The sequence below is a fragment of the Natroniella sulfidigena genome (assembly GCF_023223645.1).
Classification (GTDB): domain Bacteria; phylum Bacillota; class Halanaerobiia; order Halobacteroidales; family Halobacteroidaceae; genus Natroniella; species Natroniella sulfidigena.
This window is the reverse complement of the sequence record NZ_JALKBY010000006.1, coordinates 1-13,244: the sequence shown is the minus strand read 5'-3', so window position 1 is coordinate 13,244 and position 13,244 is coordinate 1. Positions and strand designations below refer to the sequence as shown.

The following is a 13,244-nucleotide window of genomic DNA, read 5'->3' as shown; positions in this document are numbered from 1 at the left end:
AAGTGGTGGAAGCCCGCTATCATAGGATCGAGGATATAGAAATTTCGCGGTTACAACACTTACTCCATTAAGTAGGAGACTGAAAGTTGTAACGCTTAGACATCCTTCGGGCGACTTCGACCCAATGTTACAACACTTACTCCATTAAGTAGGAGACTGAAAGACGCATTATCGTAGCTCCTTTCTAGAGTGCCTTTTTGATGTTACAACACTTACTCCATTAAGTAGGAGACTGAAAGTTGTGCTTCTAAACTCCGATAATCTAAATATTTTGCTGTTACAACCACTACTCCGTTAACTAGGAGACTGAAAGATTTGAATTGGTCTTTGAATTGTCTCGATAAATACATGTTACAACCAATACTCCGTTAAGTAGGAGACTGAAGAGCAATGAATAGAGAATATTGAACATTGAATAGTAAAGATCTAAAAATACTTTAAATAAAGTAAATTAAAGCATGAAAAGAAGATGTATTGTTTTGGTTTTCAACTATTAATTATTAAATATTCAATATTAACTGCTTTTCAAGCTCCGCAATCTAGAAGAGCCTCTTTTAACGGGCCAACACCTGCATAAAATGGGACATCGTGAACTACGAGGGTTCACGACATCTAGATCATAGTGCTTAAATGGAAAACTATGGCGTTTAAAAGGAAGATGTAGTTCAGGAGGAGGGCACTCCTGAATCACACCTTCAAAAAGTTGCGCTAAGGCCAATAATTTAAAACCAAAGATTAATTAGTAGACTCTTATCTATTAAGATAAGAGTCTTGATTTTTTACTGAGAATTAGGACTGCATAATTCTCGGTATTTGCAATAATCACAAGGAGTGGAAAGCAATATAGATATCGGGAGCGGATATGGTTTCTATGATTTTCATGGAGAGTCTGACAAGACTCGTAAGGATATGGTCTTTATGGTTTTTCTAATAAGCTCTGTTCTTGGAGCGACTGAAATGGGGCTATTAGAGATAGTGAGTGATTGTGTCAGTACTACTATCCCTTTGTTTTTGGTGTTGGCTTATGTTAAAAATTTTGTTGTTATCTTGATATCAACTAAAAAAAATAATTTAATAAAGGTGTTTGTAAAATATTGGTTAACTTATTAAATAGGTAGGTAAATAATTAAGGAGGTCTAATATGGAATTATTAAAAGTAGCAACTAAATCAAACCCTAATAAAGTTGCAGGTGCACTTGCTGGTGTTTTAAGGGAGCAAGGTTATGCTGAGATGCAGGCTGTTGGGGCTGGAGCTGTGAATCAAAGTGTAAAAGCTATTGCAATTGCTAGGGGGTTTGTAGCACCTAGTGGACTTAATCTTATTTGTATACCAGCATTTATAGATGTTGAAATTGCTGGGGAGACAAGAACGGCTATTAAATTTATTGTAAAGCCTAAATAGTTGGATTGATATTAGCATGAAATATTTAAAAGGTAAGATAAGGAGTAGCAAAATATTTCATAAGAAACAATAAAATCAATTAAAAAGATTATCGGGCTAATGAAGTATATAGTTTATTGGTCAGTTCTTAAATAGAGCTGGCTTTTTTTCTTTTCGGGCCAACTTTGTGCCAATCTCGGGAGTTGGCTGCTATAATGATTGCAGATGTTGGCCCTTAAACAGGATCTAATTGAAGGGTGAAAATAATTATCTAAGCAGGATAATCTTATTTCTTGACTAAGTTTGTATAATGAAGATTAATAATTAGGGTTAAAGGAGAATAAGAAATGGAGTTTAAATGGTATCGAGATGAGCAACTTAGAAATTGTGGAGGTTATAGTCAATTATCTTTGGCTTTTGAATACCTAAACTTAAGCAATTAGATAACACTTATGACTTCTTAGTCAAGTCGGGAAGTAGAGAGATAAAATAACAAGGAGGATAATATGATTGATGTAGTAGCTGCAGTTATGGTTAATGAAGCTAGACAAGTCTTTATCGCCCAGCGAAATAAACCTCAAGAACTGGCCGGAATGTGGGAGTTTCCTGGAGGGAAGATTGAAGAGGGTGAAAGCCCCAAAGAGAGTCTAATCCGTGAAATTAAAGAAGAATTGGGAGTAGAAATTAAGATTACTAGATTTATTACAGAAAGTATTTATCAATATAATTTTAGTAAGGTTAGAATCTTTGCTTACTTAGCTGAATTAAGTTCAGGAGAGATAGAGGTTAAGGAGCATAATGCTGCTAGCTGGGTTGATTTAGCAGAGTTAAATAACTATCAATTTGTACCTGCTGATGTAGAGATTGTTGATCAAATAAAGGAGGAGTTAAATTGAAAATAGATGAGCTTGAAGTTGGAGAGCGGCTAACACATGAAGAATTACGTACAACCTTTCAATGTGGAGTTTCAGGGGGAATAAGATATTCTTCAAAGAGTAAAAGTATTGTTATAATCTCTGATCAATCAGATCCATTCTATCAAGATTACTGGGAAGGTAATATTTTGCATTACACTGGAACAGGAAGAGTAGGAGACCAGAAGCTTGAGGGAGCAAATAAAAGGTTAGCTAATATAAATAATAGTGGTATTAGTGGCTACTTGTTTGAAAAGATAAAGCCCAATGATTATGAATTTCTAGGACAAGTTAAATTAGCTAAGAGGTCTTATCAAGAAGTGCAGTTAGATGAAAATAATGAATTACGTAAGGTATGGATGTTTCCTTTGCAGTTGATTAGTAATGGACCTAAACCCTTATCTGAAGTAAGGTTTAATAAGACTGAGAAGAAAAGAAAGAAAAAGGCCAAGAAAACTGAAGATGAAGTTTTGAAAAGGCGGGCTATTAATACTAATAAGAAGCCTGGAACTAGAGAGGTTACTAGTAGTAGTTATGTAAGAGATCCTTACGTGTCGGAGTATGCTAAACGCCGAGCAAAGGGGTATTGTCAATTGTGTGAAAAGGAAGCTCCTTTTAAAAACAAGGCTGGTGAGCCATATTTAGAAACTCACCATATAGAGTGGTTGTCAAAAGGGGGAGAGGATTCTATTGAAAATACAGTAGCTCTTTGTCCAAATTGCCATAGAAAGATGCATGTGATTAATTCAAAAGAGGATAGAAATAAGCTAAAACTTAAGGCTCAAGGTTAGTACTAGGGCCAACACTTAAAAACCAAAGATTAATTAGTAGGCTCTTATCTTAGCGGATAAGAGTTTTTCTTTTTTACTGGAAATTAGGATTGCATAATTTTAGGTATTTACAATAATCACATTAAAGGAAGCAAATTCTTGTGGCAATTCGATAAGTTGGCCCGTAGTTAATAACTCTCGATAAGACTGTGCTGTTAGAATGTTATTAATCTTACAGATTATCATTCTAATGATTTAAACTATATCATTTATAGGCTTAAATTATGTAGGTTAAATTTAAACATTGGATTATTATTATTGATTTAGGAAAAACTATTAATTAGTTTATAAAATAGTAGGAGGATTCAGATGAAAAATATCAATTTAAATAATTATTCAGGAGAGGAATTTGAGAGTTTATGCCAACAAATATTAGATAATATATATGATAAAGTTGAATTGACTCCTCTGGTTAATGATAAAGGTAAAGATCTGATTATAACTCATAATTCTAAAAAAATATTTGTAGAATGTAAACGTTGGAGTAATTCAGTTGGGAGAGATGTTGTCCAGAAATTCCATTCAGCAATGATAACTGCTAAAGTAAAGAGAGGAATTATTATCACGACAAGTAGGTTATCCAAGCCTGCTAAAGATTATATTAAAGAAGATGTAACTGATTGTGAGATTGAAAGTATAGAATTTGAAGAGTTAAAAGAGCTAGGGGCCAAGCATGGCTATAATATCTTTTGGGAAGAGGAAGATATTATAGTAGATGAGATTAAACAAGCTAGTGAGCAGGAGATTAAGAATATTTTTGAAACAAAATTAAAGATAAAATTAAAAGCTCACCCTAAATCGATAGCCGATTACTTAGCTATTAAAGATAGAAAAACGACCTATGCTACTTGCTACAAGGTTGATTATTCTGTGGATACGCTCTATAAGAGTCAAGCAACTAAGTATAGAATCAATGAAGAAAGTTATATTTACTTTGATGAACAGGGTAAGCCTTTGGGTTCGAGATTAACGAGATTTTTAGAAAGTGCTGAGGGGAAAGAAGTTTCTGAGAATGCCTATGATTTCTCCTCTAAGGAAGAAGAGTTGAAGTCAAAAACGATTGAAAAAGCGATTAATAGACATAGTGAGAGGATAAGGTATAAGGGAAAGAATAATGTAACTTATAGGAAGAAGGTTGTCCCTAAAAAGAAGGATGTTACAATCTGTGGGGTTGAGAAGATTAAATATCCTAAGGATAAGATCAATTTGAAGGTTTCAAATCAAGTCATTGAGGCTGCTGGTTATTTCAATGGGCTTAATAGATTGGTTAGAAGTGAGAGTAATATCCGCTCTGAATATACTAATAAACGGTTGAATAATGGAGTGCTTTGCTCTGACTGTGGAAAGATAGCTGATAAGCCAGAGACAGGGGAGAGTTATAGCTGTAATAAGTGTGATAAGCTTATTTGTTATGATGATAGTTATTATTATACGTTCCTGAAATTGTTTAATAGATTTACTTGTGAAGAGTGTGCTCAAGAAATGAATCGTGATATAGGAAAGATTAGTGAGAGAGTAGATTATCAGAAGAAATTTAGTACTGTTACAGCTTATTTTTGGGTAATATTGATAGTCATTTCTATAGCAATGGGATATATTATGATAATTGTTTAATTTAGTGATATATTTTTAAGTTAATAGTAATTAATTTATATAATGGGTAAAATTAACTTGAATAAATTTAACTATAAATAGTAATGATTAATTAGGATATAAAATTAATCCAGTCAAGAGGGTAAGCTAAGAGTTTAAAATTAAATCTATAATGACTTATGTTAGGATTATTTTAGGGAGGGGTTTTTTGTCAGAAATTTCAAAGGATTATTTAGTTTTGTATAAAGTTAGCCACATGAAAAACAAAGAAAAATTTAAAGCTTTTAAAGTAAATGAAGAAGAAGAGACTAAAAGATATTATTCCTATGATGAAAGTTGTATTGAACCAGATGAGTTACTGAAATTACTTAGATTAGATGATGAATCTGATAAATATCGTGATAAAGAAATATTAGAAATATTTCATATAACAAAAGATAGTCATAAAGAAGCCTTATTAAATATAAAAGGGGTTAAACCATTAATAGATATATTTGAAAATATTGAAAAGGAAGTAAACAAAAAGGATATAATAAGACGTTGGAAGGAAATAAATTTTGAGGATTTAAAGTATGAGCTTAAATCTAGTAAAATTTTTGACTATACTAAGATAATTTTAAAATCAGATAAATCTGAAAAATTAGGTGAACTAGTTGTTAAAGACCTTGATGCAGATGAAAACGAAGAAATAGTTAGTTATCCATCTGCATATGATTCTTTTAAAGAGCATTTTGACCATGACTCAGTAATGAATCTAATTAATCAAGATAAATTGAGAGATTTAATAACAGAAGCCCTTGAAAAGTATAAGAATAAAATGGTAAATGCAGAAAACCAAAATAAGAAAAAGCAATTTAGATTAATTAAAGATATAGAAAGTAAAAGTGGTTGGTTAGTAAGATCTATCACTTCTAAGGGATGGTATCATAATTATGATAATAATATAGCTTTATATCTTACTTTAGTTGTATTGATGGAATTTGAGAAAAAAATCATTTTGGAAAAAGCAGAGATTAGTGATTCAGAATTTAGAATATCTTTTAAGTATACACCACTAGAGCAAAATAATAATATTAAAATCTATTTAAACTTAGAAGTTATAAATAGTGAATTTTTAGGTAACGCATTGAAGTTTAAAATAAAACATATAATAGAAAGTGAACGACTTACTTTTGCAATTACTAACCCAGATTCTAATGAAGGAATAACAATTTCAAATAATAGTAGTCTAGAAAAAATTAATATCAAAATAAAAAAATTAATAGAAAAACTAAAAGAACAAGAAGAATTTATTAATAATATAACTTTATGCTTTGAAAGTTTTAGTGATAAATATATTAAAGAAGGCTCAAGAAATAAAGAGCTATTTTTAGGGGAAGGGTTTTGTGCTTTATTAAAGTCAAAATTAAGCGAGAAATTTAAAAAGAAAAAATTTATTGATGAATTTGAACGAAATATTGATTTCTCTGATCCAGCTCAGGTAATAAAAATTTGTAGTGAAGTCAAAAATAGTTTAGATACAAGTAATATAGGAGAATTAGAGGAAGTTTATTATAAAACACTAATAGAGTATTATGAAAATAATAAGCATAGATTTGATAACTAAATTATTTATGAGTAATTTTTAAAGACTACTTTCTAAGTGGTCTTCTTTTTATATTGAATCTAATTATTTGTCAGGAGGAATCTATGACTTATAAAACCCATGGTTTAACAGGGATAGTCTTATCATTATTATATATGTTAATAGCAGGGTTAAATGATCCTCTACCTTTAATAGTAGCTTGGTTTGCTGCATTAATACCTGATTTAGATCATCCTAAGAGTTGGTTAAGTAGAAGAGTTCCAATACTTCCTAAGATAATAAGTTTTTTATGTAAACATAGAGGGTTTACTCATTCATTATTAGGCCTATCTTTATTTAGCCTGATTTTCTTTTTGCTAACAAGAAATTATTTATCTATAGATTATACTATCTATTTTGCGATAGGATACTTTAGTCACTTATTAGCTGATTCACTTACAGTTAGTGGTGTCAATTTTTTCTACCCTGATAAGACGAAGTATGGATTAAGATTAATTAAGACTAATAGTACTGCTGAGATATTATTCAGTATAGTCTTAATAATATCTATAATTATAATTGCTCCGATGATTTGGTAATATAAGATTTTAAGTAGTAGACTCTTATCTTAGCGGATAAGAGTTTTTATTTTGAGTGTTGGCCCTCACGTTTTTGTCAGAATTATTTTAATTTTTCTCGAACCTTTAAAGCTTAAAAATAATATTATCTATTAGTAAACGTATAATTTAATTTTATTAACTCATAATAATTAATAATAAACAAAATGTTGATTACCAGATGATAATCTTATATAATAAAGTTGAGGGGGAAGTTTATTTGGCTTTAGATAATAATGAAGAAACAAAGAAGAGGAGGATTTGAAATGAAAACAAATGAAATTGTAGCCAAAAGAATTGAAGAAAGGTTGAAGGAAGTTGGTTGGGAGAAAAAAGACCTTGCACAGGCACTTAATATTTCTCCTCAAATGGTAAGTAAAATTACTCTAGCAAAAAAGAATATTACTGTTGATGAAATTAAAGAAATTGCTGATGTTTTAAACACTACTTTTGAAGAGTTGACTAAGCCTTTTGATAAAGAAGTGGAGATTGAACCAGTTCTTGCTTTTATGGGTGAGGTAAATACTCCAGCAGCTAAAGATGGGTTAAAATTGGCCCAAAAGATTATGGATGCAATTATTGAAAATAGAGAAGCAAGAAGAGAGTTTGAGGAGAGTTTACAAGATCTTGTTTAAGCTTACTAGTTTTCATTAATGGATGAGGAGTGATCAAGATAATGAAACTTATCGAGCAGACAATAAAAAATGTTAGTGAAGAGATTTATGCTGATGTAAAAAAAGAAGTTTTATATGTTAGAGGAGAATTAGCAGGAGCAAATGATATGACGTTGGGAGAGAGAATTTTTAAAGTTGTAGAAGAAAAGGGGAATCTTATTAAATTTCCAATTGCAGATGAAGAGTTAAGTGGGTTTATTTGCGAATATAAAGGAGAGGTTTTTGTATATATAAATACTTATCTACCTTTAGATAAACAAATTTTTGCTGCTGGACATGAGCTTTACCATTTAATCAAGACAAGTAATGAGGAAAATGAGTTATTAAAAAGCAAAGAACTTGCTTGTGAAAAAGATGTTACCGTTAAGAATTTAAATGATAGTAAGGCGAATCTATTTTCTGCTTTATTGTTAGTTCCTGTTGAAGCTTTGCAAAAAGAATTGACGTTAATGAATGTTCAATCAGCTAAAGAGTTAACTTTATTGCATATAATAAAGTTAATGGATGCCTTTGCTGTTCCTTATAAGACTATCGTAATTAGGCTTTATGAGATTGATTTTATTAATAAAGAACAAGCAGAAGAATGGTTAGAAATTGAGGATAGAAATCCCGATGGTGGAGTTTTATTTGAAATTAAAAAACATCAGATAGGAGAAAGGTGGCAACAAAGCACTGGTGAGGTAAAATGTTCAGATTTAAGAGCACAAGTTATGGATAACCAAGCAGATGAACTATTTCCAGAAGAAAAAATAGAGGAATTTATGGATTTAATTAAAGAGGCCTCTGGTGGTAATAATGAATGAAGAAGTGGCTATTTTAGATGCTGATGTAATTATTAAGACTTGTGGAGAAAGCACAAATCTGATGATAATGGAGCTAGAAATAGTATTGTCAGAGGCTATGGAGAAACAATTAGAGGAGAGTTAAAGTTAAAAGGACTTTCTGTTATGGGATGTGTGTGTCGATTGAAGGATATTTTAAACAAAGGGAAAGTCAAAGAGCAATTGAATCTCAAGGGAGAAACAAAGGTGATTAGTTTAAAGGAGAAAAGAAAAAAATTATTCTTAAATAAAGAGCTTATAGATAAAATCTATAATGAGGAAATTAAAGTTAATAAATTTGGGGACTTAGTTCTTTTAGATAAGGATATTGATTAAGCTTATTACTATATTTTTCTGTCTTCTAATCTACAATGAGGGTATTTTTTTAGAGTCTTGATAAATAAGATCAGGAACTGCAAGGAGTTTAATTTTAATATTGTCGTTTCTAAGGGAAGCGAACTCTTGTGGTAACTCAATAAGTTGGCCCTTTTGTGATTTTATTAAAAACAGACACAGAATCAATTTAATTCTGTGTCTGTCACTTGCCATTTGGTTGCCCAAATTAAGTTTATTGAGCGTTTTTAATTATATTCAATAAAATCAGAACTGCCCTGAGCCCTATTATAGCAGGCTTTATAATTTTAATATTTCTCTAAAAAACCTATCTCCAACTCTGGGGGCGCAGGGGTCGCTGGTTCAAATCCAGTCAGCCCGACCAGCTATAAACGCTGATGTGGTAAGTGTTGATGCCTATTTTCCAAAATAGGTCTTTTTTATTTTAAACAGTTTTAGTTGCCATTCATTTGCTCAAATTATTGATTAAAAATATTTTGTAATTTTTCATTGCTTCTTTTTGCATTATAGAATCATTGACAGTTAGGGGTAGTGGTACTGAGTGATTGTGTCAGTACTACTATCCCGTTTGTTTTTGGTGTTGGCTCGGCAAGTTGGATTATTGTAGGTTTGAAAGAATCAAATTTTTGCAGGGATTTATTGGATAGAGCAAGAAAGTAAGTCTAAGAGTTTGGGTAGATTCTTGAAAGTTGAAGTGTTGTGAAATCTGCTATCATAGGATCGAGGTTGCTGAGAAGTTGCGGGTTTCTTACAAACCTTACTCCGTTAAGTAGGAGACTGAAAAGTATTTCTCCAGAGGTTGACGCAAATTTCATTAACCTAAAGTCTGTTTAAATTATAGGATTAGTGTCGCTGTTAAATGTTATTTCTTGGTTAGTGATCACTATTTTAGTTTTAGGAGTAGTGCTCGGTACTAAGTTGGTACCGGGGATTCGTGGTTTGATCTTCTAAGCTGGAAGGAGAGGGATAATTTTTATGGAAGTTAAAACTCGCGAGTTGCTTTCGTTTAGGTTTATAATTATCTTATTGATGGGTGCTTTCGGAGTAATGGGGGGAGCAATTTTGGCCCCCGGGCTGCCGACTCTAATTAAGCCCTTTGGAGCTACTGCGGAGACCATTGGTCTAGTCTTAAGTGTATATACCGTTGCAGCGGCTATTTCGCTACCGGTAACCGGTTTTTTGATCGATTTATGCGGACGAAAGCCGGTGGGAATCGGATGTTTGCTTCTGGATGGCACCTTTGCTTTGTTGGCTCTGGTGGCTCCTAACTTTATCGTCTTACTCGTCTTTAGATTCTTCCAAGGTATCGGGATTGCCGGACTAATTCCGGTGGCGATGACTGTTATCGGCGATTGGTATGATGACCAGCGGCGGTTGAAAGCTATCGGGCTTTTAAGTGGGGCTATTTCGGTCAGTGCAGTGGTGTTACCGTTGCTTGGTGGCTGGTTGGCTTCTATTAGCTGGCGATTACCCTTTGTTGTTTATGGTTTATCGCTTTTATTGGCTGTATTATTTATTATCTTTATTGAGGAGAGTAAACCGGAAGCCGAGGGAGGAGAAACTCAAAAGTTAGCTAAGGAGTATTTTGGTTCGCTAAAGGAAGTCTTACAGATTGCGGCTATCAGGGAACTTTTAGGACATGCTCTGGTAATTTATTTTTTGCTTTATAGTCTTGTCACTTTTCTACCGCTTTTTTTGAGTGGAGTTCACGGTTTTAGCGAGTTTGTAGCCGGGATAGCTCTTTCAGCTCAGGGGTTCTTTTCGGCTGTTGTAGCCTCACAAGCAGATCAGGTTGATTATTATCTGGATTGGGGTCAAAAGATAGCTTTAGGCTTTGGATTGATTGCCCTTGGTCTAGGATTAATGCCTCTCTGGTCGACAGGAAATTATGTGTTTTTAAGCTTATTTCTGTTCGGGGTGGGGATGGGCACCGCTCAACCGACTATCTATGATCGTACTGTTAAACTGCCTCCGGAGGAACTAAAGGGAGCAGTGGTGGCTATTTTTAATACGATGAAGTTTATCGGGATGAGTTTGGCCCCGCTGGTACTTAGATTTTTTGCAGCTCATTATAATTTAGCCACTGTTTTTTTGGTCAGCAGTCTGTTAGCTGTAGTTTGGTTGGTGGCAATCGGTCTGTTTCAGACCGAAGCGGAATGTGGGGTAGATAGATCTTGATTAAGAAAGAGCTGTTTAGAGGTAGAGACTGGGGAATAAAGCTGTACTTTTAGTGAAGAATTAAATCCATAGATTAGCCTATCGGTTAAGGTGAATGATATGAGTGGTCAGAAGTTGTCGGGCCAACATTTTTAATTATCTTTCAATATTTAATTATATTTTTATTTGTATTGCATATCATGTAATACAAATGTTATAATATAAGTGAGGTGATATTTATGAAAACTATAAAACTGCGTAAAGTTGGAAATAGTTATGGTTTTACTATTCCTAAAGAACTAATGGAAAAATACCAATTAAAAGAAGGAGAAGAACTTCATGTCATTGAAGAAAATGATGGATTTACCTTAACTCCTTATGATCCAAATTTTGAAGAATGGACTGAATCTTTTAAAAAGACTAATGAAAAATATAAAAACACATTAAAGGCATTAGCAGAATGAAAGATATAATTTTTATACCAAAGCAAATAATCTTACATTTTCATAAACAACTTATTCAACTTTATGGAGGTAGTACAGGTATAAGAGATGAAGAATTATTAGATTCAGCTCTTGAACAGCCAAAAGCAACTTTTGATGAATCTTATTTGCATAATTCAATATTTAAAATGGCATCAGCTTATGGGTTCCATCTATGTAAAAACCACCCTTTTATAGATGGAAATAAACGTATTGCACTTGTTGCCATGGATACATTCCTACAAAAAAATGGTTATGAAATAACTGCTTCTGAAAAAGAAACTTATAAAATAATAATCGCTCTTTCATCTGGCGAAATATCAAAAGAAGAGCTTACAAAATGGTTAAAACAAAATACTAATTCTATTTAGTCTCTTGGTATTTAAAGTAAATAATCTACTAAGTCATTCAATCAATAAAAACATCATATAATTTGGTAATATAAAATTCTAAGCAGTAGACTCTTATCTTAGCGGATAAGAGTTTTTCTTTTTTACTGGAAATTAGGATTGCATAATCTTTAGGATTTATCTCTTCTCTTGAATCTAAATTTTTTTGATCAAATCATGGATTTCATTTTCTAAAAGAGAATAAATGTTAATCAGTTTTTTGAGATATTAATCTTTTTTTAGTTGAGGTTGTTGGCCCTTTTTTAATTATATTCAATGAAATTAGAACTGCCCTGAAGCTTATTATACCAGGCTTTATAATTTTAATATTTCAAACCTATCTATAAGTCTGGGGAGCAGGGGTCGCTGGTTCAAATTCAGTCAGCCCGACCAGCTATAAACACTGATGTGGTAAGTGTTGTAACCTGTTGCTTAAAACAGGTCTTTTTTTATTTAGGTCTTAATGTTGCCATTTTGACGCCCAAATTATTGATTGAAACTATTTTGTAACTTTTGCACTGCTTTTTTTGTATCGATAGAATCACATGAGAATAGGTATCATAAGAAGGAATAGGCTAGAAGGAAGTTAATTTTAGGGAGTGATCATAATAATAGATCTAATCTTGTGTTCTGTGAGGATGATGGTCGATATTGCAATCCTAATATAGTTACAGAGGATTTAAGAGGGTGGCTAAGAGTATTGGGTTAGAAAATGTAAAATTACATGATTTAAGGCACACAATGGCTAGTCTTATGTTTAAGTCAGGTGCAAATCCTAAGATAGTATAAGAAAGATTAGGGCATAAGTCGATTAGGCAGACAATAGATATGTACAGTCATTTGTGAGGAGTTGTCTAGCTTGATTAATGGTGGTTAGAGTTGATATGCAACCTCTGAGTTAAAAGCTCAGAGGTTTTTAGAATAATTTGGTATAAAAAAGGGTTTTATCAATAATTTATATAATTATTCAATAGCAAGTTAAAATTATATAGGGAGGAAAATAAAAAGTGAAGATTCAATCTAAACTATTGACTGTTATATTATTAGCTGTATTTATAACTTTTTCCATAACAATAGGAATAATTATTTTTTCAGCTAGAAACATGGCTGTTGATGATGCAACTGAGCTAGCTATGGCACAGTCAAGAGAATATGCAGGAATTATTGAAAATGAATTAGAAGAAGGTTTTAGTATTCTTAGAGTATTAGCAAATAGTAATGAGGAGTTAAGAGATAATGAAGAACTAATAAATGTAATATTAGAGAATGAACATTTCAACAATATGTGGGTAAGTCTAAAAGATGAAGACTTTAATAAAAGGTATCACATAGAAGATGGTGAAATAATAGAAGGAATAATTACTAATGATTATATTGTTAATAATACTTTCTATAATGTTTCTAAGCCCATGAAGCATATTTCAAAACAGTTTTTAGAATAAATGTCGTTTTCTTCCTTCAAACTATA

The 13,244-nt window shown here is 32.2% G+C and carries 14 protein-coding genes; all 14 read left to right on the top strand.

Annotated elements, in window-relative coordinates; genetic code table 11:
* The first annotated feature begins 1,141 nt into the window (after window positions 1-1,141).
* Window positions 1,142-1,402 (top strand): stage V sporulation protein S, encoded by a 261-nt coding sequence (locus tag MWH28_RS05110; RefSeq protein WP_248618219.1) that lies wholly within the window; start codon window positions 1,142-1,144, stop codon window positions 1,400-1,402.
* A gap of 485 nt (window positions 1,403-1,887) precedes the next feature.
* Window positions 1,888-2,277, top strand: a complete 390-nt coding sequence (mutT, locus tag MWH28_RS05105) for an 8-oxo-dGTP diphosphatase MutT (RefSeq protein WP_248618218.1) — start codon at window positions 1,888-1,890, stop codon at window positions 2,275-2,277.
* Window positions 2,274-3,086 carry an HNH endonuclease gene (locus MWH28_RS05100; protein WP_248618217.1) on the top strand — a complete coding sequence of 271 codons (813 nt, stop codon included), beginning with the start codon at window positions 2,274-2,276 and terminating at the stop codon, window positions 3,084-3,086. Before mutT ends, MWH28_RS05100 begins: the two co-directional genes overlap by 4 nt.
* Window positions 3,087-3,434: 348 nt before the next feature.
* Complete coding sequence (locus tag MWH28_RS05095) at window positions 3,435-4,739, top strand: restriction endonuclease (RefSeq protein WP_248618216.1); 1,305 nt, start codon at window positions 3,435-3,437, stop codon at window positions 4,737-4,739.
* 187 nt (window positions 4,740-4,926) lie between these two features.
* Window positions 4,927-6,324 carry a hypothetical protein gene (locus tag MWH28_RS05090; RefSeq protein WP_248618215.1) on the top strand — a complete coding sequence of 466 codons (1,398 nt, stop codon included), beginning with the start codon at window positions 4,927-4,929 and terminating at the stop codon, window positions 6,322-6,324.
* 83 nt (window positions 6,325-6,407) lie between these two features.
* A complete protein-coding gene (locus tag MWH28_RS05085) occupies window positions 6,408-6,881 on the top strand; it encodes a metal-dependent hydrolase (protein ID WP_248618214.1) in 474 nt (157 codons plus the stop codon).
* 284 nt (window positions 6,882-7,165) lie between these two features.
* Entirely contained in the window at window positions 7,166-7,534 is a 369-nt protein-coding gene (locus MWH28_RS05080) for a helix-turn-helix domain-containing protein (RefSeq protein WP_248618213.1), read from the top strand.
* 41 nt (window positions 7,535-7,575) lie between these two features.
* The gene (locus MWH28_RS05075) at window positions 7,576-8,376 is read left to right on the top strand and encodes an ImmA/IrrE family metallo-endopeptidase (protein ID WP_248618212.1); all 801 of its coding nucleotides are present in this window, start codon (window positions 7,576-7,578) and stop codon (window positions 8,374-8,376) included.
* Window positions 8,369-8,500, top strand: a complete 132-nt coding sequence (locus tag MWH28_RS12835) for a hypothetical protein (RefSeq protein WP_282580133.1) — start codon at window positions 8,369-8,371, stop codon at window positions 8,498-8,500. Before MWH28_RS05075 ends, MWH28_RS12835 begins: the two co-directional genes overlap by 8 nt.
* 38 nt (window positions 8,501-8,538) lie before the next feature.
* On the top strand, window positions 8,539-8,730 hold the full coding sequence (locus tag MWH28_RS05070) for a hypothetical protein (protein WP_248618211.1): 192 nt from the start codon (window positions 8,539-8,541) through the stop codon (window positions 8,728-8,730).
* A gap of 993 nt (window positions 8,731-9,723) precedes the next feature.
* Entirely contained in the window at window positions 9,724-10,926 is a 1,203-nt protein-coding gene (locus tag MWH28_RS05065) for an MFS transporter (RefSeq protein ID WP_345894749.1), read from the top strand.
* A 218-nt stretch (window positions 10,927-11,144) separates the two neighbouring features.
* Window positions 11,145-11,369, top strand: coding sequence for an AbrB/MazE/SpoVT family DNA-binding domain-containing protein (locus MWH28_RS05060; RefSeq protein WP_248618210.1), 225 nt, complete (start codon window positions 11,145-11,147; stop codon window positions 11,367-11,369).
* Window positions 11,366-11,758 (top strand): type II toxin-antitoxin system death-on-curing family toxin, encoded by a 393-nt coding sequence (locus MWH28_RS05055; RefSeq protein ID WP_248618209.1) that lies wholly within the window; start codon window positions 11,366-11,368, stop codon window positions 11,756-11,758. The genes MWH28_RS05060 and MWH28_RS05055 overlap by 4 nt, the downstream gene beginning before the upstream one ends.
* 1,025 nt (window positions 11,759-12,783) lie before the next feature.
* On the top strand, window positions 12,784-13,218 hold the full coding sequence (locus MWH28_RS05050) for a hypothetical protein (protein WP_248618208.1): 435 nt from the start codon (window positions 12,784-12,786) through the stop codon (window positions 13,216-13,218).
* Window positions 13,219-13,244: the final 26 nt, after the last annotated feature.